Source organism: Bythopirellula superficialaquae (genome assembly GCF_059632245.1).
In genome coordinates this window covers 3,784,008-3,807,340 of record NZ_CP197426.1, presented here as the reverse complement: position 1 = coordinate 3,807,340, position 23,333 = coordinate 3,784,008, and the positions used below count along the sequence as shown (strand labels likewise).

The 23,333-nt window shown below is 53.7% G+C and carries 14 protein-coding genes; 9 read left to right on the top strand and 5 right to left on the bottom strand.

All coding sequences use genetic code 11. The annotated features are described in order from the left end of the window. Positions 1-126: 126 nt before the first annotated feature. Positions 127-693: a sulfotransferase gene (locus SH678x_RS15710; RefSeq protein WP_496919401.1), complete on the bottom strand. Its 567-nt coding sequence runs from the start codon at positions 691-693 to the stop codon at positions 127-129. A 105-nt stretch (positions 694-798) separates the two neighbouring features. After that, positions 799-5,487, bottom strand: coding sequence for a S8 family serine peptidase (locus SH678x_RS15705; RefSeq protein WP_496919400.1), 4,689 nt, complete (start codon positions 5,485-5,487; stop codon positions 799-801). Between the two features lie 891 nt (positions 5,488-6,378). Between SH678x_RS15705 and SH678x_RS15700 the strand changes: the two genes are divergently transcribed. The 7 genes from SH678x_RS15700 (at position 6,379) to SH678x_RS15670 (ending at position 16,714) form a co-directional block, all read left to right on the top strand. Further along, positions 6,379-7,686 carry a BBP7 family outer membrane beta-barrel protein gene (locus tag SH678x_RS15700; RefSeq protein ID WP_496919399.1) on the top strand — a complete coding sequence of 436 codons (1,308 nt, stop codon included), beginning with the start codon at positions 6,379-6,381 and terminating at the stop codon, positions 7,684-7,686. Positions 7,687-8,159: 473 nt separating this feature from the next. Next, entirely contained in the window at positions 8,160-12,890 is a 4,731-nt protein-coding gene (locus tag SH678x_RS15695) for a choice-of-anchor Q domain-containing protein (protein ID WP_496919398.1), read from the top strand. A gap of 238 nt (positions 12,891-13,128) precedes the next feature. Then, positions 13,129-14,460 (top strand): GTPase HflX, encoded by a 1,332-nt coding sequence (hflX, locus tag SH678x_RS15690; protein ID WP_496923077.1) that lies wholly within the window; start codon positions 13,129-13,131, stop codon positions 14,458-14,460. Positions 14,461-14,468: 8 nt separating this feature from the next. Further along, positions 14,469-15,257, top strand: a complete 789-nt coding sequence (locus tag SH678x_RS15685) for an SDR family NAD(P)-dependent oxidoreductase (RefSeq protein WP_496919397.1) — start codon at positions 14,469-14,471, stop codon at positions 15,255-15,257. 10 nt (positions 15,258-15,267) lie between these two features. After that, the gene (locus tag SH678x_RS15680) at positions 15,268-15,999 is read left to right on the top strand and encodes an RluA family pseudouridine synthase (RefSeq protein WP_496919396.1); all 732 of its coding nucleotides are present in this window, start codon (positions 15,268-15,270) and stop codon (positions 15,997-15,999) included. 30 nt (positions 16,000-16,029) lie between these two features. Beyond that, positions 16,030-16,419: a type II toxin-antitoxin system RelE/ParE family toxin gene (locus tag SH678x_RS15675; RefSeq protein ID WP_496919395.1), complete on the top strand. Its 390-nt coding sequence runs from the start codon at positions 16,030-16,032 to the stop codon at positions 16,417-16,419. After that, positions 16,412-16,714, top strand: a complete 303-nt coding sequence (locus SH678x_RS15670; protein ID WP_496919394.1) for a helix-turn-helix transcriptional regulator — start codon at positions 16,412-16,414, stop codon at positions 16,712-16,714. The genes SH678x_RS15675 and SH678x_RS15670 overlap by 8 nt, the downstream gene beginning before the upstream one ends. A gap of 11 nt (positions 16,715-16,725) precedes the next feature. Here the strand turns inward: SH678x_RS15670 and SH678x_RS15665 are convergent, their stop codons facing one another. Together SH678x_RS15665 and SH678x_RS15660 are read right to left on the bottom strand one after the other, a co-directional pair. Beyond that, a complete protein-coding gene (locus tag SH678x_RS15665) occupies positions 16,726-18,249 on the bottom strand; it encodes a hypothetical protein (RefSeq protein WP_496919393.1) in 1,524 nt (507 codons plus the stop codon). Beyond that, positions 18,246-19,256 carry a glycosyltransferase family 2 protein gene (locus SH678x_RS15660; RefSeq protein WP_496919392.1) on the bottom strand — a complete coding sequence of 337 codons (1,011 nt, stop codon included), beginning with the start codon at positions 19,254-19,256 and terminating at the stop codon, positions 18,246-18,248. Before SH678x_RS15660 ends, SH678x_RS15665 begins: the two co-directional genes overlap by 4 nt. 236 nt (positions 19,257-19,492) lie before the next feature. Between SH678x_RS15660 and SH678x_RS15655 the strand changes: the two genes are divergently transcribed. Further along, positions 19,493-20,719: an AI-2E family transporter gene (locus tag SH678x_RS15655; protein ID WP_496919391.1), complete on the top strand. Its 1,227-nt coding sequence runs from the start codon at positions 19,493-19,495 to the stop codon at positions 20,717-20,719. Between the two features lie 187 nt (positions 20,720-20,906). Continuing rightward, positions 20,907-22,412 carry a hypothetical protein gene (locus tag SH678x_RS15650; RefSeq protein ID WP_496919390.1) on the top strand — a complete coding sequence of 502 codons (1,506 nt, stop codon included), beginning with the start codon at positions 20,907-20,909 and terminating at the stop codon, positions 22,410-22,412. A 39-nt stretch (positions 22,413-22,451) separates the two neighbouring features. Here SH678x_RS15650 and SH678x_RS15645 read toward each other — a convergent pair whose 3' ends face one another. Then, positions 22,452-23,333 (bottom strand): restriction endonuclease, encoded by an 882-nt coding sequence (locus tag SH678x_RS15645; RefSeq protein WP_496919389.1) that lies wholly within the window; start codon positions 23,331-23,333, stop codon positions 22,452-22,454.

Here is a 23,333-nt window from a genome sequence, read left to right as displayed (position 1 = left end):
TGGGTCTGAGGTCAAAGTCGAGATTCCTGACAATCCGACATTACCCCCTAAGAATCCTACGCTGATGTCGAGCGATCAGCCCACTCAGACGCAAGAAGCCCCACCGAATCAACAGCAGCAGTAAAGCTACTTGCCGCGATTGCGATACAAGCTCGGGTCAACCGCCGCGGCCATTTTTTCTGGGCCCAGATTGAGCCCCAAAAATTCTTTAATCTTTTGAGCCGATGCCAGCGGATCGGCTACGACCTGGGCGTATTCCAGCTTCAGCACGCGAATATGCGGTTGGGTTTGCAGCCAACCATCCAACTTGGCTAGATGATTTTGAAACGCCGAGCGCATCATTTCATGGGCGGCCCCTTTTCGGCCTGAGCGGGCCAGCATTTTGTCTTGCGAGGTCAATACTTCGTCCATGTCGCGCTGCATGAAGACAACGGCGTAACGCTCGGTAGCCGGAAGATCGAACAAGAGCTGCGAGATGATTTTGACCACCTTCCCGCGGGCATCGGGCAGCCAAGCGGTCTCCTGTTTCATTTTTTTGACCGGCTCGAACTCGTAGTAACCCGCCGGATTGTCTTCGTCGGCGACTCGCTCGTGATCCGTAACGGCCTCCAGGCCCCCCTTGTGCAGCATCTGCATCATCAGCGACGTGCCGGAGCGGGGCAAACCAGAGACGACGACAATTTCAGGAGTCATGGCGGGGCAATCTCGGAATGAAAGCAAAACATCATTACAAAAGAAAACCCGGGGAGTGCAATCCCCGGGTTTTCGTATTTGTCACAAAACGAGCCGCAATTCCGTTTAGAATTGCAACCAATCGTTACCTTCAAAGGCCAAGGCGAACGCTTCGTCTTCTTCGCGTTCGGATTCATCGCTACCTAGGTAGCTAGCCGAGGAGGAGCGGTCACGACTACTGTCTCGGATAGCAACACCGAGATCAACCAGGTCGCTGGAGTCTGCAAATGCCGAATCCAGATCATCTACTGCAACTGTCGAGTCGTCAGAAGAAGAATCAGCATCGGGAGCAAAGAGCAAATCAAAGTTAGGTGCTGACTGGCCTGCACCGACAAGCGTTGAAGAGGCCGCGGAGGCTTCGGTCACACTGGACAAGCTATCGTCATAGTAGGTATCGACGATCAGCAGGGCCTCGACCAAAGTTCCTTCGTCAGAGAGTTCTTCGTTGTCGGCAATCACAGCAGCCACTTGATCGGAGAAGCTGCTCTCGACGGCCGTGAAGGATGCCACTTCCTCGTCGGAATCTCCACCAGTCAAAGCGGAAAAGCTTCCTGCCGAAGTGCCATAGAAATTACGCCACAGAACCAAGTCGGCATAACCTACGACACCGTCGCTGTTGGCATCGCCTTGAGCTGGAGTCGCGTTGGTTGCTCCATGGTTACGCTGCCAAGCGAGAAAGTCTCGGCCGTCCACGTCGCCGTCTTCATCAAAGTCGGGACCATGCTCGATGACGGCCGGCAACGCACTGGGGTCTTTGGCCAGGATATAGTCTTCGACCTCACCGACCACAGCATTGCCCGATGGGCTGTTGATGCCATATTCGCCATAGCGGAAGCGAGCGTAAATCACGCCACCCGTTGCCGAACTCGCACCGGCGAGTGTTGCCGGAACTTGGAAGGTTAAAGTGTTTGAACCTGCCGCGAGCGTGACGTTGGTGAAGATGCGCTCACCAGCATCGTTGAAATCAAAGTCGCCGTTGAAATCGACCCAAGCCTGTAACACGCCACCATGTCGGCTTGCGGAGACCGTAGCCGTTGCCGTGGCCCCTGGAACCAGCGGTGTGACAATCACACCATCTTCATCGCCGCCGATGAGGTCATCTCCGTTGGCATTCGTGGATGGCTGGGGAACGAGTTCCGCATCCCACTTACTACCTAAGATGTAGTTGCTTTTTCCATGGGCTGCATTCAAGATGGCCGCACCATAAGCGGCGGGCAAATCACCGTAGTCTTGATTAGCCGTGTTACCGATACCAAATTCGATTCCAGCGACCGAACCCCCACCCGACAGAATCGCCACGCGTGCATTCCCAGGTGCAGGATTGATTGGCACCAGGGGAGCCGCAGTCACGATTCTTACCCGATGCGTTCCAGCTGGCATGTTGGCAAAGACGAACGCGCCATTGGAATTGGTCGTGGTGGTCCGTTCACCCACTTCGAAGGTCCCGTTATTATTGGCATCGACATAAACTTGGAGGCCAGCAACACCCTGTTCGGCTGCCTGTCGGCTGCCATTCGTGTTGAGATCTTCGTAGACGCTGCCAAACAGGTAGCCTGGTTGGTTTGTGCCATTCCCGGCATTCGTGCCAGCCGGAGGCGTCAGACTAAAATTGATGCCTGTAAATACATCACCAGGTTCGACAAATAGAGGTGCAAAACCTGTCGTGGGATCTGTAAAGGCCCAATTGGGCGGAGCTATAATTCCTAAATTGATAACTGTCGAATTAGAATTCGGCACTACCAAGTTGTACTGGCCACTGCTGTTGGTCTGTACTGAAACTTCACCAGGATCGAGTTGGCCGTTGCGATTGACGTCGGCATAGACGGTGATGCTAGGGACATTGACATCGGTACCGTTAAAAATGCCGTCGCTATTCATGTCAGCAGAAACGACACCGGAGAACTGAACTTGCGGCGCGATTGGCGGACCTGGATCTAGTAGGAAATTGATGTCTTTCACGTGGTAGGGTGTGGTCACGCCTCCAAAAGACAAGGGCACGCCATTGGCATCAACGGCGACTTCCAGATTCTGGTCATAGTCCCAAATCTTGAAGAAATCTTCGGTGATCGACCACTCGGTTCGATAGTGCTGTAATATGTCTGGTGTGGAAAGCGTGTCTTCCAGCGCTAAGCGACCTTCGGGATCCTCGATTGAAATGATGTAATCATCCGGCACAAGATCGAAGTAATAATTGCCGTCCGCTCCCGTTACGAACTGATCGACAACTACATTATCACTCGCGCGACGCACGACGACAGTCACGTTCGAGGCCATCGATTCGTGGGTTGTATCGATGATGTTGGTGACTTCACCAAATCGGAGAACGCCATCCGTATCCGTATTCTCTAGTATCACGCGGCTGAAGTTGAAAGTGCTGTCTTGATTGTCATCAATACCAACAAGGCCTTGAATACGTTGCGTATTCGCACCGATGGGACTGCCGTGGAACGCAATTTCAATACCATTAATTTGAAAATCAGTTCCTGAATAATTCTCCATGTGGAGTTGCCAGCCCTGCGAGACTCCCGAAGGCTCGGCGGTAGTTGGATCAAAGACAATTTTCGCATCGGAACGTTCGCCCCACCCGCGCTTCGTGGTGAACGTATGGACAAAAGCTCCACCGGGATTGGTATCTGTGGAAACGAGCGCTCCACCTTCACGGAAATGCATTTCCGGCTGAAATTGCAGATTTTGTGGTACTCTTATGACTCCTGCATCTTCGAAGAAGTAATGATTCAACTCATGATGAGTGCCGTCAGGAGATACTAGCAACACCCTAACGTTGTCCAAGAACTGAGTGTTGCCTCCTGTCGAATTGATTTTTACCTCGATTGTCTCCACGCTCATGGCATTGTTATCGGGTACCTGGAACTCGATAAACCCGCCTCGCGCGTCGGTATCATCGAAGTCGGCAAACGGATCGTCTGTAAAGTATTCGTTCCAGTAATCGATGAATCCACCACCAGCGGTTCCTCCCAGCCCACCAGGTACTACCTGAAAACCACTGGCTTGATTCCCCTGTTCACGCCCAGGTAATGGAATAAAAAACCCGCCAACAGGATCGATAAAAGTTGTGTAAGTTAGTTCACCAGGCAGGTTTTGACCCTTGATGTGCCATTGCTGGGCGAGTGCAACCGCCAGTTCCGCGTCGATAACTCCGTGTCCGTAACCAATCATTTCTCCATAAGCCCCCTTACCCTGACTGACCGTGTAGCCAGCCCCGTTGGTTAGCACCTGCGGAGTGGGTGCGTAATGCAGGCCATTGAAGAGACTGCTCAGCGTCGGATCCAGCGTTGGCCTAAGAGTTTGATCGGCGGGACTGACAGCTGGATCGAAAAGGTCAGGGTCGTGAAAAACAGGTGTTTGGTTGATAATCCAAGTATTTTGAGTAGAACCGTTGGCATTCGTCTCAGGAATATCGTATTTAGCATTCTGGCGTGCCGAACGGACGAGAATTTCTTGCACGTCGCGCCAGCTAAGGTCAGGGTTCGCCTCAAGCATTAGGGCGATTACGCCTGACACCATGGGGGCCGCCGCCGAAGTGCCATTGAAGCGAGAAGTGTAGTCGGTGTTCGCGAGGAAGTCGCGATCTGTAATGAAGCCACTCTCGTTATACCCTAATTCGCCGACGAGATCGGTCGTTGTGATACCACTACCGATGCCAAAGTCATCTACTATGTTTACGAATCCCCATGAACCAGTCGGCGCTGCGACCAAGACACTGGCTGAGGTCTCCGCGTAAGAAAAAACCGTGCCATCGACGTTGTTGTAAAAGCCATCATGATCCACACCAGTTACACCGATCACATATCGCGAAGAGGCAGTGCCGTCATAGGTTGAGCTATCCCATGATCCCAAGGGGCTGAATCCTTCATTGAATGGCGAGCCGGCATCATTACCAGAAGCAAATACGAAAATGACGCCTTTACCGTCCCGTCCGAAAATAACAGAGTCACGCAGCGCTAAGACTTCGTCAGGTGTTGCAGGAACAATACCACGAGAGAGTACTGGTCCCCAGCTATTGTTGACAATATCTATACCGTTATCTAAGGCGTAGCGAAAACCGAGTGCCGCATTGTCAACACCTGCCATCGGGACAAGTGTCGCGCCGTGCGCAATGCCCGTGCCGCCAATGTCATTATCGGCAACCGCACCGATAATACCCGCGACCGCAGTTGCATGATCGATGAAATTGATAAGACCCTCGCCAACAAAATTCAGGTTGGGGTCTAGATTGGCGGCCAAATCAGGATGAGACTCCTGAAACGCGCCGAGCTCATACACCCCGACAACAACACCGTTACCGGTAATGTTCTGATTCCACACTGGCCCGACATTAATATCTTCACCAGGGATAGCGAAGATCGGCTGGAAGTCGGGGTTGCCCACCGACTGTCCTGAGTTGATCAGGTGCCACTGCATGTTTAGCAGCGGATCAGTCGGGATGGACCGGGAGGCATAGCTGTTATCGAAGTTCCCGATGTTTGACAGTGCGGCCCACATCAGCTCGTTCTGCAAAATAGCCAGTTGTCCTTCTGGAGTTGCACTGGAGTAACCACGAGCCTGAATGGAGACTCCGTCAGCAATCATGCCGCGAAGCTCCGCTAACGGTGACTGGGCCGACATCACGCGGCGATCTTCCAGTGGCTCGAAGCCGAGCTCACGCTTGCGACGGCGACTTACCCCGGCGGGGCGACGGCCTTTGCGCTTGGTATTGGAACTGAATTGTGGATCACGCGAAGAAAAAAATGGCATCTTGGTTGTTCCCGATTTCAAAAAGTCCCCTTGCGAGGCTGCCTGCTGTTCCGAATGGGTTAGTTTATTCCTCTGGGCGCTGAACGTCGCTTGGACCGCGTCGGCGCAGGCATATCCCTGGGCTGAAGCGATAGGGTCGCTAATTTCGTAAATGCTGGCGGAGGGGAGTTCCGACGACGTGTTGTGTATGTGCCGCTGGAGTTCGTGCCCTGCTGTGTCAGAGGGAAAAGTTTGTTCCGGTTGGTGGGGCTAGCCTTGTCCATGCCCTGAATGGATGTCTCCCGTAGGAGTTGCTAGCTGTCTTTCGAGTAGCGACTGGCCTGCTGGAATTTGCTGACCTCTTAATCCCAGCTTCGCGTTCTCAATCACTCATGTTAGTTAGCTCTGCCGAGACCGTCAAACTTCTTGCACGCTTCCGGATCCGCAAAATGGCTAAATCTTGGGAATTGCAAACGAAGTGGAAAATCTGGCATCCTAGCAGGCAAGCTCTAACTATAAGGACGCTTCCAGCCAGCGTTGTCACGCACGATCCTGCGGAATTTCCGGATTATTTTGTCGGGCGCATCCCAAGGGCATCCACCGTAAAGGGTTGTTGGATAACGTTATAAGTGGTTTTCAGGCCCCACTTGCGAGGGAATAGGCTCATTTCAAGGATTCCATAAAAAGTAGGGCTTGTAACGAAAAGTCTGATTATTCTGGTCTCGACGTTCCGATAACCCCTATCAGTCGAACTGAATTTGTCAACGCCGATTAGGCGCTCTCAACAAATATGTTTGACTCACGAACAGACAATTGAGTGATTGCGCTGGGCCCATTCGGCTCAGACTACTTTTCGCTGGTGAGTCGCCGCTAATCGATGGCGAACGCAGAGGAGCCAAGGGGGGATTCTCGATGAAATGCAGTTTAGTGAGTAGGCGACTCGTCGCCAGGCTGACGCTGGGTGTGGCTGCGGTTTGGCCGGCTGCCCAACCGAGCTTGGCACAAAACGGATACATGTCGCCTGCGATCGCTCAATCGGGAGGTCAATTCCATCAAGCCTCTCAGATACCCACGCACATGGCCTCGCCGCTCGCAGGTGGACCAAACGCGGCCGTCGGCAGCGATTTCGTCGACGCGCATGGCAACTCGATCGTGATGCCGGCCAGCTATTGTGGACCGGCGGGGCCTGGCCCGGGCTACTGTCCTCCGATGGGTGGAGATTCCGGGGCCTATGGTGATCCTATGGGGATCGACTTCGGGGGGTATTCCGAAGACCAAATCGGCCCGCACTATTTCGACGTTTCGTTCGGTGCCGTTTTCATCAAATCGGACACAATTCTCGATGGTGTGCCCGCCCTGGCTTCGACGGCTTTGGGCCCTGCCGCGCCGCGAGTTCTTAACCCATCCCAGGGACTAGATAGTTATGATCCGGGATGGGAAGTCGCCGTTCGCTACGATCTCGGACCTTTGTCGGTTTTCGAGGCAACCTACATGGGGGCTTACGATTTCTCGTTCACGGAATCGGCTGCTTCCGAGCCGCCGGGAACATTTAATCTATTCACGATTTTCTCAAATTTTGGCGTACCTACGCCAATTCCAGGTGTCGATTCGGGATCGCTTTATGTGCTGGATTACAACTCCGACCTGCAAAGCTCGGAGCTGAGTTACCGCCGCTACTGGGTGGGTAATAATCCACGGATCTCAGGTACTTATTTGCTCGGTTTCCGCTATGTCCGCCTGACCGAAGATCTCAACTTGAACCTTACGGCTGACGACGGTAACGGTGTCGGCAACGTTGTGAATTCAAATTTGCTTTGGGACACTTCGAACGACCTGTTGGGTTTCCAATTGGGGGGTGATGGCTGGGTTGGCCTACGTCAGGGCCTCCGCGTGGGTGGGGACTGCAAGGCCGGCGTATACAACAATCGCTATAAATTTACGGGTGACGGCGATTTTGCCGCTGTCGCCGGTGCACCAAGCGACTACACCGTCCTGGCCGACGGCAATCAGGTGGCGTTCATCGGTGAAGCCGGGATCAGCGTGGTCGCTGACATCCTGTCAAGCTGGTCGCTTAAAGGCGGCTATCACGTGTGGTACATCGATAATTTGGCTACTGTCGGGTCGAATATCGACAGCTCGAACTTCGTGCCCACGGTTGTCAACCACGAGAACGATGCCCTGTATCACGGCTTCTCCGCGAGTGCTGAGTACGTGTGGTAAGCCGAGAGATAGTGCTTAAATTGATCAACAAAGCCCTAGCGGGTCCCCCGCTGGGGCTTTTTTCGTTGAGTTTTTTTCGCTGTTCGAGCCTGGTCTTAAATTACGCAGCTGATGGGAGATCTGCGTGAATCGAGAAAAAAGTTTCAATTTGTGGATTTTTTGCCCTGCGCAGTTTTTGCCAATTCCTCAGGACGCAATTACAATGGGGGCTGGATTTCGATAGCCGGCACAAGCCCATCGTTTCTCACAGGGGCGAGAAATGATGTGCGCCTACCTCAAGGCTGGTATCGCACTCCCAGACAGCCACGACTGTCAGACATCTTGTTTCGAGGAACTCTTTAATGGCTCAAGGAAATTGGCGTCGGGGTCGCGGTGCGCGGACTGGCAGCAAGCATTCGTTCTCTTTCAAGAACCGTTCACCAGAGCGTTCGTTCTCTAAGCCGTTATGGCTGGAGCAACTAGAAGATCGACGAATGTTGGCGACTTTCGCTGTGACAAATCTTAGCGACCTTGTCTTCAATAATGCTAATGAGCTTGTTGTTGCCGAAGGTTCATTGCGGGAAGCCATCATCGCTTCCAACGGGACCGAGGAAGATGACTTAATTGTGTTTGCCCCTAATTTGCGCGGCACGATTCAACTGGGACGCTCAGGGGACGAGTTTGGTGCCCTGACCATAACAGGTGGTGTCGAAATTGTTGGCATGGGCGCGTACACAGTGGCGATTAATGCTGCCAGTAACCGCCGAGTGTTCGAAATCGAACCTGAGGGCGACGATCCCATTACCGTGGCCATTTCCGGTTTAACTATTCAAGGCGGACAGGCTTTCGGTACAGATGAGAATGCAGGGCGGGGTGGCGGTGTTCTCAACAATGGGGGCAATCTAACCCTGACTGAAGTTATCGTTGTAGGGAATCAAGCCAATTATGGAGGTGGAATTTTTAATGCGGCTGGTACGCTGACTGTCCAACGGAGCTTGGTTCAGAACAACACTGCAAACAACGGCGGCGGGATCATGAACGGCGTTCCCGACGACGGCGACGGCGGCGGTACAACAGAAGGTCCGCCTCCCGTGACCCGTATTGTCAGTTCGACGATTACCGGGAACGAAGCGAATACGGGGTTTGGCTACGGTGGCGGTGTGTTCAACCGTCAAGGACGGATGGATGTGCTCCAGTCGACAATTGTTGACAATATTGCCTATTTGGGCTCGGGCTTAGCGAGTTGGGGTAATCCACTTCCCGAAGCTGCGGAAGAAGGGGCAGACCCTCCGGCAGATCCAGAGCCAACAATTTTTACCACGATCGTGGGTTCGGTCTTATTCGACAATTTTAACTACAACACAGAAGAACCATCCCCCGTCGATCTTGATGTTGTGGGACTAGGAGAGCCAGCCGAAGAAGGAGAGGATCCCCCACCATTACTCCCGTCGATCAACATCCGTTTCGACAACGATGCAGGAAAGATCGTGGCTGGTAAGACGGGTGGCAATAATCTGCTTTACGGCTTGGGACAACAAGTTCTTCCAAGCGCGGGTGACCTTCCAGCAGGAACCAATCCCCAGTTTATCTCCGATGATGAAGGAGTACCGCTATTGGATAACTATGGTGGGTCGACTTTGACCTATCATCCCGATTCGACGAGTCCCCTCATTGACCACCACGAAACGGTGAATGATTTGGGAATTAGCGGTGCGAGCGGCTTGCTTCAATCGAACGATCAGCGCGGTTTCCATTTTGCTCGACTCGCCAAGGTTGGTCAAAACCCTGGGTTGCCGTTTTATGATATCGGCGCAGTTGAGGTTCAACAGGTCACTTTTGGTATTAATATAGTTGCTGATGAAGGCGACGACCTGCAATACACGGGTAACGCCGGCGTGACCTCATCGGGCGACTTCTCATTCCGCGAGGCTTTGATACAGTCTGAGCTCAATCCGCTCGTCGATACGATCGTCTTCAGCAGTAGTTTTTTTGATCTCGTTGATCCAACACCGAGTCCTGCACCCACGTTCTTAATCACGTTAATTGACTCAGGCACGGGCAAACTGGCCCCGTTACGGATTAACCACTCCGTGAATATTGTGGGCCCAAGTAGCTTCGTACTGGAAATTGACGGGAACGATTCGAGTGCCGTATTTGCCAGCGGCACGCGTGCTTTTGATATCACCAATGGAAACGACCAATCCGCGGTCGACGTTTCAATTAGCAATCTTACGATCATTCGGGGAGACGTGGCGGGCAGCGGCGGGGCAATTCTGAATCGCGAAAATCTGACGCTCGATAGTGTCACGCTGCGCAACAATCGAGCGAGTCTCAACGGCGGTGGGATCCACCACGACCGTGGGACATTGGATGTATTGAACAGTACGCTTTCGGGGAACAATACCTCGAATCGCGGTGCAATTTATGTTTCGCAGAATAGCGGCGCGGTTACGATTAGCAATACGACCATCTCGGGTAACACCGCCCAAAGCGGCGGCGGCGTTTTCAATCGTGGAAACGATACGCGCATCGAGTTTTCAACGATCACCAATAACAACGCTGGTTCGACCATTGGCAGCGGCGTCATGAGCTGGTCGGGAACCCTGACATTTTATTCTTCAATTATTTCAGCCAACTTTTTGAACGATGTGGCGGTGAATTCACCGACCAGCCCAACAACGACTTCGGCTGGCTACAATTTGGTCGGTACAGTGAATGCAGCTGCTTCGGGCGTGTTCTCGCCAGGCATTGACATTTTCTCAACGACGCCCGGTTTGGCGCCGTTGGCATTTGCAGGTGGTTTGACCCAGACCCATGCTTTATTACCAAACAGTCCGGCAATTAATGCCGGTGACACCAATCCGGTCAGCCCCCCTGAATTCGATCAGCGAGGCAATCCGTTTGAAAGAATATTCGACGGCAAGGAGGACGCAGTCACCGAGCTGCGGATGGATATTGGTGCTTATGAACTTCAAGGCCGTGTTTATCGAGTTGATAATGACGGCGACGTCAGCGACGGCAATTATACGGCAGGGCAACTGACCCTTCGTGAGGCTGTCGAGCTAGCCAATCTTGGCTCACTGAAGGATTTCATTGAATTTGATACGACAGTTGAAGCTTTTACCGGCAACGCGCAAATTTCTCCCTCGGATTCGCTGCCAATCACCGACAATGTTGCGATTCTTTGGAATGGTGCGGGGCAGTTGACTCTTGGTGGATCTGGCACCGTATTTACGATCACTAATGGAAATGCCGCAACGTTTATCGATGTTTCCATTTCGGGTGGTAATCGGGGTGTTAGTGAGATTATCTTTGCTGGGCGCAATATCATTAACTTGGAAAATCTGCTCCTTGAGACTATTGATATGCTGGGGAATACCACCTCTGCAGTCACACATCAGTTGGGAGCTTTGGAAGTTATCGATTGCACGCTCACGGGAAACATCAGCACTGTGTCGGGTGGAGCGATAAACGCTCAGAATGCCAAGAGCGTGTCAATTTCCTACAGTTACTTCACGGGTAATTCGACCGCGTTTACCGGAGGTCATGGTGGTGCGATTTATTTGAAGAACTCTCCGTTCTCCGGAAAAGGTGTGGTGCTCGCCAATAATTTGACGGCTGCCGGCGCTTCCGATGGAGCCGGTATCTACGTCGATAACAGCGGTATCACATCAGGCCCGCCCGAGGCCAATGATGTTCGTTTTGAGAGTTCGGTAATCAGTGGCAACACGACCATTGGCGCCAATTCGGATGGTGCGGGTATCTTTGCTAAGAATGCTGACGTGTATTTAGAAAACTTCACTACAGTTGCACTCAATAGCACATTTGGCACGAACTCTAAAGGTGGGGCGATCTATTTGAATGGTGGAGGATCCCTCACGATTACTGATAACGTAACTTTTACGTTCAATCGTACACTTGGGCAGTTTTCATCGGGTGGTGCGATCGCCAGCGTAGGTGGCACGGTTACGATCATTGAAACTGACATCTCCAATAACACGACGGTTGGAGCCGATGCCCACGGCGGGGCCATATATATACAGGATGGTGCGTTGTCGGTGATTGACAGTGCATTCTATGAAAATAGCACGACAGGCTTGCGGTCCGACGGTGGCGCGATTTTTAGTAACACCAACCTCAGCGGCAAGCAAACGTCGATTCTGAGCTCGACCATTTCAGGTAATTCAACAAATGACCGTGGCGGTGGCCTCTATAACGCTGACGGCTTAACCGTGATTAAACATAGCACGATCACCAACAACTCGGCTCCGTACTTTGGCTTCGGTTCGGGCGTGGGCACCTTTGGTAACTCCACAACAACCAAGACACAAGTGGGCCATTCGATTATCGCGGGCAACATCGTCAATGATCCCATGCTCGATGGCAATGGTCAGCCAACGAACTTCCCGAGCGACGTCGACCGCATTAACGGCAATTTCCAGGACTCATTTCAGTCATTGGGATACAACCTGATCGGCAAGGGCATCACAACTGCGTTCACCACGCAGAATCATGATTTCTTCAACATCGCTGATCCGGGACTGGAGAAACTTGCAAATAATGGCGGGCCCACGCTCAATCATGCTTTGAAAGAAGGCAGCCTGGCAATCAATGGCGGTAATCCGTCGGCACTTGCAGGTCAGAATGGTGTGCCAGAGTTCGACCAACGCGGTAAAGACCGCGTCTACAATCAGGGGGCCGGCGGGCGCATTGACATCGGTGCGTTTGAGTCGTCGCTGTCGCCAAGTGTTTCTGGCGATTTCAACAACGACGGAGTGATTAACGGGCGTGACTTTTTGGCATGGCAACGCGGGCAGTCACCAACGCCAGGAAGCAGCGGTGATCTGGCCGATTGGCAATCCAATTATGGAACTGGCGGTGGCACACTTGTTGCGGCACTAGTCGTAGAAGAATTTAGCGAGAGTGTCTCGGCGCCGCTAGTTGCGGAGGAGCCTGCTAGCGAGCCGTCGTTTGCTTCAAGCGAACCAATTTTGACAGGCTGGATTTTACAAGCCCCAGTGTCAAGCAACCCAAGTTCCACGTTTACTGAAGCGGAAGTTGATGTCGCCTACTTGGCTGCGGGCGGTGAGCTGGATGATTACATCTTAGCGGCTGCGGAAGACGATTTTGGAGACATCGTTACCAGCCGTTCTCTCGATGATGATTCTGACGAACTGTCGGCCGAGGATGCCGTCTTCGAACTGATCGGGGCGGGTGAGCTGTAAACCAATTTGGCCAAATCTGGCGAAATCACTAAAAATGCGCCGGCCATCCGCCGTTACCCCGGCGAGGTGTTCGGTGCTATAATTGTTTGTAGAGCCTGAGGGAGAGGAAGTTTTTCAGGCGAACCTTGGTTTGGCAGATGACTCCTCTTCATTGCTCTTTCACTTTTAAGACCCTTGGAGATTTCCCAACCCGGTGAGTTCCATCGACCGCACAACAGGAATTAGTAGTGAATCGGCCATTTTGGTCGGTGTTCAATTATCTAACGACCGCACGCAAAACGGCATTCATACGAGCGATCCTTTAGACGAGCTGGCTGGCTTGGTTCAGACGGCTGGCGCGGAGGTTGTCGGCCGCATCACCCAGAAGCGGCCTTCTCCCGATCCAGCCACCTATATCGGCACAGGCAAGGTTGAAGAAATCAGACACTTCGTTGAAGTGCTTGAGGCCGACGTCGTGGTGTTCGACAACGACTTGTCGCCGGCACAGATTCGTAATCTTGAAGAAGCGTTCAAGGTGAAGGTTCTGGACCGAACCGAGATTATCCTCGATATCTTTTCCGGTCGGGCCCAAACACACGAAGCTCGTCTGGCCGTGGAGCTTGCGCAGCTTGAGTATTCGCTGCCCCGGTTGAAACGGATGTGGACGCACTTGTCGCGTATGAAGATGGGTGTGGGCATGCGTGGCCCTGGTGAAAAGCAGCTCGAAACCGACCGCCGGTTGGTGGAAAAGCGGATCAACGATCTCCGCAGCGAGCTTAAGAAAATCGAAGAGCGGAAAGAACGGGCCGTTGCGGCTCGCAGCGATCGCATGACGGTTTCGCTCGTGGGCTATACGAATGCCGGTAAGAGCACGCTCATGAACCGGCTAACCGACGCCCATGTGTTGGCCGAGGACAAGTTATTTGCCACGCTCGACACGCGGACCCGCCGTTGGCAATTGCCGGGCTGGGGGCCTGTGCTGCTGAGCGATACGGTCGGATTTATTCGCGATTTGCCTCACCATTTGATCGCCAGCTTTAAGGCCACGCTCGAAGAGGCCCGGCAAGCGGATTTGCTGATTCATGTGGCCGATGCGAGCAATCCTGCGGCTTTGGAACAAATAATGGCTGTTTACGATGTGTTACATGAACTGGGTATCGACGAGAAAGACACGATTCTCGCGCTCAACAAAGTCGACCAAGTGACCGATCCAACGTCGATCGAAACGCTGCGAACCCGGTATCCAAGTGCCGTATTAATCAGCGCTGCGAGCGGTGAGGGAATATCTCGACTTTCCAACGCCGTGAGTGAATCGCTCAGCCGTGATTTTCTTGACCTGGAGATCCAGATGGACGCCAGCAACGGAAAGCTGCTCGCATTTCTGGCCCAGTATGGCGAAGTCTTGAGCCGCACGTACGTCGAAAACCGTATCGTGGTGCATTGCCGGATTTCGCAGAAGTACTGGGGTCGCTTGCAGGACCATCCGGATGTTCAGATTCGACCGCATAAGAGTTCGAAGGTCTATGAGCACTCCGCGGCGACGGGCCGGCTGGAATTGCCACCTTCCGCACCAATCGACGAAGTGGCCTAAGCATTGCCATGGCTCGACGCGTCCTGGAAAACCGGCGAATTCTCTTGACCGGGGCGTCACGTGGCGTGGGGCGTGAGTTGGCCCTCCAATTAGCGCGTCGTCATACTCGGTTGTTCTTGGTCGCTCGCAGCGGCGAGGTGCTTCAGCCGTTGGTTGCTGAGCTCTTCGCGGAAGGTGCCAACAGTGCCGAGGCACTTATTGGCGACGTTACGAGTGCGGAATTTCGCGCCGAGATCATCGCCAAAGTTCAGGCCGATTGGCAGGCGATTGACGTGCTGGTCAACAATGCGGGTGTGAGTGCCCACGGCCATTTCGACGCCCATGACGAAGCGATTCTTCGGCAAATCATGGAAGTCAATTTTTATGCGCCCACGGAATTGACGCGGTTGTCGCTCCCCTTGTTGGCTCAAAGTGATGACGCACTCATTGTGAATCTCGGTTCGATCCTTGGTCACCGTGGGATGCCTTATAACAGCGAATATTCGGCCAGCAAGTTTGCGCTCCGTGGCTGGAGTGAAGCTTTGCGCACAGAATTGCATGGCCGGGGAATTGACGTGCTGTTGGTGAGCCCTGGCACGATTGATACGGAATTCTTTAGCCATTTGCTCGCCACGAGCGATTCGTTACCTTGGGGCAAACAGAAGGGAATTTCACCAGCCGCGGCGGCTCGTCAGATCGTGCGAGCGATTGAGCTACGGCGTACAGAAATCTATCCCAACTGGCGAGGACGGCTGCTGGTGGCCGTCAATCGTTGGGCCCCGCGGCTAGTGGACCGCGTAATGAATCGTTTTGGCTGAGGATGCCGCGTTGAATTCGCCGCAATTAGAAATTCTTTACGAGAATGGTCCGTGCCTGGTTGTGAACAAAGAGGCGGGGGTGCTCACGCAAGCTCCGCGTGGCATCGACAGCATGGAAGTGCGCGTCAAGAACTACTTCCGCCAACAGGAAGGCAAACCCGACGACGCGAATATCTATCTTGGCATCACTCATCGGATGGATCGACCCACCACGGGAGCTTTGATTTTCGCACGGCACGTCCGGGCAGCACAGCGAATTTGTGCCCAGTTCGCAGAGCGTACGGTCAGCAAAATCTATTGGGCATTCTTCGAAGGTCATGTGACGCCCGACGAAGGAACTTGGACCGACTATCTTCACAAACGCCACGGCATTCCGCAGCCGGAAATCGTTACGGCCGACCATCCCGCCGGTAAACATGCGATTTTGCATTACCGTGTGCTGTGGCATTCGCCGCTGGGGAGCTGGCTCGAGATTGAGCTTGAGACTGGCCGCACACATCAAATTCGTGCCCAAGCGCGGGCGCGTGGCTATGCGCTGGTGGGGGATGAGGATTACGGCAGCAAGATCGCATTTGGCGAACCCAAGGAAGATCCCCGTGAACGACCGATCGCTCTCCATGCCCGTTCGATTGGTTTTCGACACCCGATGACTCAGGAACCGGTGAATGTCGTGGCGCCGCTATCTAAGGCGTGGGACAAGTTTGAATTGCCGCGGGAATTGATCGTTGACGGCGGAAGTTGATATAATAAAATTATTATATTGGTGTGCGCGATGCCAAAGACCGAAATCTTCTTATATCAGGAAGCCGATGGTTCGATCCCGCTGGTCGAGTGGCTGGTCATGCTCCAGCAACGCAACAAGCCTGCTTTTGAAAAGTGTTTGTTTTTGTTGAATCTGCTTGAGGAATTCGGTAACGAACTTCGACGTCCTCGGGCTGACTATTTACGAGACGGTATTTATGAGCTTCGCACGGAGGTTCGCGGTGTGAATTATCGAATGTTGTATGGCTTTGTTGGAAAGGATATTGCTTTGGTATCGCATGGACTCACAAAAGAGAAAGTCGTTCTAACGCGCGAGATCGAACTAGCCATCGAGCATTTGGAACGAGTGAAAACAGACCCTGCCACGCATCGCGCTGCAAGAGAGGAATTCAATGGCTAAAAAAATTGCTAATGGACTCGATCTCATCCGACAAGCAACTGGCGTTGACCCTCGCAATGATCCAGGCGTTCAATCCTACCGTCAATCCTTTGAAATTGCGCAGATGATATACGATGCACGAATTGCAGCGGGACTGACGCAACAACAATTGGCAGAGTTGGTTGGAACGAAACAACCGGTAATCTCCCAGCTAGAAAGCGCGGACTATGAAGGGCATTCGTTGTCGATGCTTGAGCGTATAGCCTTGGCGCTCAATCTCAAAGTCGAATTGCGGCTCGTGCCCAATCAAGTTTGAATGTTTTCAAGCTAACTCGCGATCCAGCCCAGCGATTCCATACCGTTGTAAATCCAGGGATGTGTCCAAGGATTCCACGTGGGGTAGCTTGCCGAAAGCACTGAAACCGCAAGCAGCACTAAGCAGAGTGCCTTTCCGCCGCGGGATGTGCTCAGCTTGTCGACCGTGGGCAACATGGCCCACAGCCACAACGGAGCAAACCAGAACATCCAGCGTAAGCCGCTGGTCATGCCGCCGTAGTTGCGATCTTCGAGTGGTCTGAGGGCGACGAAGAACGTCAGGCAAACGACGGTGAGAATCGCAATTCCTAGTGCGATTTGACTCGTACTGCGTTCCCCGCCTCGCCACCACATGACCACTCCCACCATGCTTAAAAGCCAAACCGGAGTGAGCGAAAACACGCCGTGGTGGCCGAACAAACAATGCCAAGCATATTTGAGCTTTGATTCTTCGCCACGGTCGATCCCTTGGCGATTGGCCCAGTAGCTTTCGATTTCGACTCCTTCGACTGTGTACTTGTACTGATACCAGTTTTCCTCGCCCTCGTTGGTTGTGCGGAAAGCATAGGGAGGCGACAACGTACCGTGTGCGGCGTAGTTGGTGCCAAAGACAGCGAGAGTAAGAATGGCCGCAGGTGGCAAGAATCCGATCAACCAGGCACGGCGATCTTGGGTCAACAAGGCCAACGCCACCAGGGCGAACATTGAAAGGGCAGGGAGTTCGTTAGCGGCCGTGAACGCTGCCGCGAAGCCGCAAACGGCGTAATCGCGGATGCGATTCGAGCCATCGCACCAAATCCGTGCAAAGCTTGCCAGAGTAACAGCGGCGAACACCGCAGCGATCGTGTGATTGTTGAGCACCACGGCAAATGTTCCCAGCATCGTGCCAAAGCAAGCCGTGGCGACCACGAAAATCCGTGCCCAATCGGTTTTGCCAAAGCGTTCCGCCAGTTGAGCGACAATCACCAACATCCACGCTAACGGCAACACATTCGCCGTGAATAGCATGAACCTACCAATCAAATAAGGCTGCTCGGCAAGCGTCATTCCCGTGAGTTTATGAATCACCCAGTATTCACCGGCAAGCAGTGTAATTAGGAGCGGAGGCTTGCTGGAATAAAGGTGTAGCTCGCCGTCATCACCCCGATGCTGGACCATGTCGATGGTGTTCCATACATCCCGATCGATGAGCGTATCAATTTCGAAGGTGCCTAATTCCACAAGGGCACGGATCGCCAGCCAGCGGCTGCGGTCGTTGGCGCTCAGAAATGGCCGTTGCAACTGATGCTCTCGCGCGAGGTGTTCTCGCTGCGTGGCTAATTGCTCGGCATGTTCCTCATTGGAGAGGCTTTTTAAGCGGAGTTGCTCCTCGAATGTTTGTAACTCACGATTGACGATATGCCGCTCAAGATCGATGCGGTTGATCGAATTCACCGACAACAAGCGGCCGGTCATATTCCCCACCGCGATGGCGATCAGGATTGCGTAAATTCCCCAACGCAATGACGTTTGAGCAGCGCTGCCTTGCGGGCTCATGATTCCGGGTTCTCGGTGGACTGAGAGATTTTTAAATGCTTTCCTTGCGTCGTTCGCTTTTCCGGTTCGGTGTGGGCGGCGATGGAATAGGCGTCGGTGTCGCGGGAGAGTAGGGCCGAGATCAGTTCGGCGACAAATCCCAGTGCCAACAGTTGCGCCCCGATCAACAACAGCACGAGCGAATAATACAAAGCCGCGGTTTCATGCAGGTGAATCGGCACATGACCGGGAAGTCGCGATAAGCACCACAGTATGGCCAGATAGCCCATCCCCAGAATGCCAAGTGCCAGCGACGACAAAGCCGCCATCCCCAGCCAATGCTGTGGGCGCTGGTTGAAGCGGGTGATGAATCGCACGGTCAACAAATCGAGCAGCCCCTTGGGAATTCGCGACCAACCGTACTTGGATTCGCCAAAAAGCCGCGGGCGATGTTTCACCACAACTTCGCCGACGCGAAAGCCGCGAGCAGCAGCCAGTACGGGAACAAAGCGGTGCAGCTCGCCGTAAAGCCTTACTTCATTGATCACGTCGCGGCGAAAACACTTAAGCCCGCAATTGTGATCGTGCAGACGAACGCCCGTCATCGCGCTGACAAGCTTATTGAATATTTTCGAGGGCCAGATTTTGTGCCAAGGGTCATGGCGTTCACGTTTCCAGCCATTCACCACGTCGAACCCTTCGTTGAGCCTCGCAATCAAGTTCGGGATCTCGGCGGGATCGTCCTGCAAGTCGGCATCCATCGTGATGATGATTTCCCCGACAGCTGCGTCGAAACCGGCGCTCAGCGCGGCCGATTTGCCGAAATTTCGCCGAAAGCGGATGCCCAGCACACGTTGATCCTGGCGTGCAAGTTTCTCGATGGTTTTCCAGGTGGCGTCGGTGGAACCATCATCCACAAAGATAATTTGCAGGTCATATTCCTGCGCAGCGGCCACTGCCGAGAGCTGTTCGTGAAGCTCTTCAAGGCAAGGAGCTTCGTTCAGGGTGGGGATAACGACGCTGATCATAGGGTCGGCTGATCATAGCTCGAATGGGGATTGTAGAGGCCTCTCTCCAGAATAGCAGATCAGGGGCCTTTCGCCAAAATGCCAGTTTCCCCGGGGTCGCGTTCGGCTAGGAATCGTTGCTGTGAGCATTTCTTGTCTTTCACGAAGGCGACTTTGCCTTTTAGAATGACTTGGCAAGATGCCGTTGTTGGGGACGAAATCCCCACGGAGAAGAAATTGCCGATAAGGAGCACCACGTGCCACGCGTCGTTTCGTTTATTGTTCTGCTGACCATCGTGCTGCTGATCGGCATGAAGTTCTTCGAGGTGATGGTCCTTTTCATCGTGCCGTTATTTCTCTCGGCGGTGCTGGTCGTCATTTTCAAGCCAGTCCATCTGTGGATTTTGTCGAAAGTGGGGCGTCATCGCCGTATCGCGGCGGCGCTGACGACGCTGGTCATTGTGCTGATTGTGCTGTTGCCCACGCTCGCCATGACGATGCGGGCAATCGCCGAAGGGATGGAGCTTTATTCCACTTACGCCGTAGCGGCGGTCGCCAGCGAAGCCAAGGCCGTTGACGAAGCTGAAAGTGAACAGGCGGCCGTGGGTGGAGATGAAGCGGAGCAGCATAAGAAAAATGCCTTGGATACCCTGGTCACGAAAATCGTCAACGAAATCAACGCCAAAATTTTGATCCGGCTGAATTTGCCTGAACTCGATGTCGACGCCACGAACAAGGCGATTCAGGAAAACTTGGTCAGCACGGTAGCGCCGATTGCGGTGGGGGGGCTACAGATTTTGACCAGTATTCTTGTAGGGTTGGCAATCATGGTCATCACAACCTATTACTTTTTCGCCGACGGGCCATATATGTTGATCGCCTTGATGCGAATGTCGCCGCTGGACGATGCCTACGAGCGAGAACTCCTGGAAAAGTTCAGCGACATTAGCCGTTCGGTCGTCGTGGCGACGCTGGTGTCGGCCATCGTGCAGGGGCTGCTGGCTGGGATTGGCTTCTTTTTTGTCGGGCTCGACAAAATCTTCTTCCTGACGGCGATCACGATTTTCTTCGCCATGATTCCGTTTGTCGGGGCGGCAGCGATTTGGGTGCCCGTCTGTCTGGTGCTCTATTTTCACGACGAGCGGCCCATGGCCGCATTGGTCTTGGCAGGGTATTGCACGGCCGTGGTTTCGATGGTGGATAACGTTCTCAAACCCTACATCTTGCATGGCCAAGCGAATTTGCACCCGCTGCTGGCGTTGTTGAGCGTGATCGGTGGCGTGCAGGTGCTGGGCCCTATTGGAATTCTCGTGGGGCCGATGCTGGTGGCCTTCTTGCAAGCATTGATCAACATGCTCAATAAGGAAATCGAGCAAATGAACTTTTCAACTTCCTTGCAGCCTGTGATCGATGCGATCGATCCCCCGTCGACGATCCAGGCCACCGCAGCGCCAGCTGTGCCCGATCAAACCAAATTGCCTTGACGGGTGCTATCACTCATCATTTGAAGCACTACTAGCCGTGCTGGCTTGTCTAGGAGATTTTTGCACATCGGGTTAGAATGACTCGGTCGAGTGTTCCACTCGAAGGATCGATGGAATTGTCCCACTTTCTCCAACGAGTGGGATAGGAGTTTGTGCGACGCGATTTTCGCGAAGAAGGGATTCAACCATGAGTGCTGCGCTCGTTGCCTCATTTGCTATTAAGCTGGGCTTGGCTTCGTTGATGGGTATCGTGTGCGGTTGGCAGCCGATGCCCGATGGCAGCCAAAGTTACGAATGCGTCGTGCAGATCGAGCCCGAACTTCTCGAATCACTCAAACGGGGCGATTCAATTCCTTTGTCGGTGGAAGTCCCCGAACACGTGCGGCCCATAGGTCGCATTCGCCTGACAGTTGGCCATGGTGATCTGCCACAGCAGACGCTTGCGACAACTTTCAAGCCCTGGCCTGCTGGCGATAAAGAGTCGCGCGACGGCGTTGTTGAGACGCAATATACGACGAACAATGCCGCGCCCAATAACGCTTACAACAACTACCAGCAGCAGCCAGTGAACGGACAGATTCTGCCGGTCAATCAATCGATCACCGATGCACAAAATGCGTTTGCTCGCTCATTGCAAAACGGCGGGCAAGCGGTTCGCGACAACATCGATCAGGCCACCCAAGATATTTTGCCGCCCGAGACGAGGCAAAGTGTGTCGAACGCCATTGATCGCGCGGGTCAGCAACTGGGCGACAATTTGCAGAATGCGGGTGACACCGTTCATGAAGACATTCGGCAGATGTTCGGAGCGCAGCCCGCAACAGGGAATAGCACCCAAATTCTTCCGCCGGGAAGTTCCAACGCTCCACCGGCGAACAATCAGCAATCCGGGCAAATCATGCCCACCGATCCGAGTAACATGAACACGCGTCGGCGACTCGATCAACCGATTTCAGCTCCGCCAACCAACGATTGGCAAAGCATGCCACAGACGGTCAACAATTCACCGAGCCAGCCTGTTAACAATCAACGCAGCAATCTAAACGCGGCTCCTGCTACCGCGGACCGATATCAGTCCATAGCCGGATCGAATTCCAACATTGTGCCTCAGAGCAACGCTCCGCAAGATTATCGTCAGCAACCGAGCAATAGTTTTGCGACAGCTGACAATCGCAACACTCCCCCCGCCACCGAGCCACTTAGAAATCCTGCGGGACCTGAATTTCCAGCGTTTACTCCGAATCTCGGCAACGACCAAGCGATCACGCCCACGCCGAACCAACCGCCGTCCTCGGCCAATGTTGCGGAGATTCGCCGCGACATGCTCAATCAGCCTGCCAATGCCGACATCCAAGGGGCCAACGGTTTGCCCATCGGCCAGGAACCAGTTCGCAACCCGGCACCAGCCGCTCAAACAGTCAGTGCACCTTCGACACCCACGGCCAACGATTTCAATTGGAACACCAAGCCTCAAACCCAGCCGCAACCTCAACAATACCAGCAACAAGCACTTGATGCCGCGTTGGCTGGCTCGGCGGGGACGTTCCCGCTTTTGCTATCGTGGGTGTTGTTGAGTGGTTCGGGGGCGGGCAATCTTTACTTGTTCTGGAGCTATCTCGACGTGCGGAATAAGTACCGCGATCTGGTCGACGATGCCGCCCGGCGAATCAGTGGCCGCCGCGTACGTGATTGATATGGGTTGAATCACAAATCTTAAGAATGAGACGAATAGTTATTTGAACAACTCAAGGTTGCTCCCCATCACGAAGGCGGGGAATTCTTGCTCGCCGATGAGAAAACATTGATGGCTGGCGGCGTAGGCACGCGCCGGGGCGGCAAAGCGGCTATTCGTGATCACAGCCGCGCGGTCGCAACCGTAGTGGAAGCGGCCCGCCACAGCTTGCTTGACGGTTTCGATGCCCACCGAGCCGATGTAGCCTTGCGATTCCACGGCGATCATCGAAGCACCATAACGGACAAGCAAATCGATCCCATGCTCTTTGTCGGGCATGGGTTCCGCTTGCGCACCCAAAGCGGCGAACACTTCGGCGACGTAGTCGTCCCATTCCACGTCGCGCATCTCCAGCCAATTTCTTTCGAGAAGTTGCTCTCGCTTGGCGACGTCGGCCAATCGAAGTTCAACGATCGTGGCTTGAGTCAACGCGATTTTTTGTTGGACCAGTTTGGCTTCTTCAGTCAGTTTTGCCGCTTCATCTTGAAATTCTTTTTCTTCAAATCGCTTGTCGGCGATGAGCTTGGGGAGGGCACGCGTGGCCGGGAAATTCAGCATCACACTCAATGCCAGAAAGCATATTATTGCCGCGAGAATGGCGAGCCAGAAAATCGCTCCGCCTGGGAGACCAAGCAGAATCCCCAAGACGAAGGTCAACAATATCCCTGCGGCGGGCCCAACGGTCAGCACGCCGGTGGTCCACATGGCATAATTGGCCTCGGGCTTACGCAAAGCCAAAATTCCTTTGTAGTAATACGAATGCCAGCGGGCGCGACGCTGGTTTTTCAAAGCCAACCGCGCGCGGCCTTCAACTTCGGCCAGATTGTCGGCCAGTTCTTCGAGTTGATCGTTGAGTTGGTCAATTTGGGATTGGGTGGACAT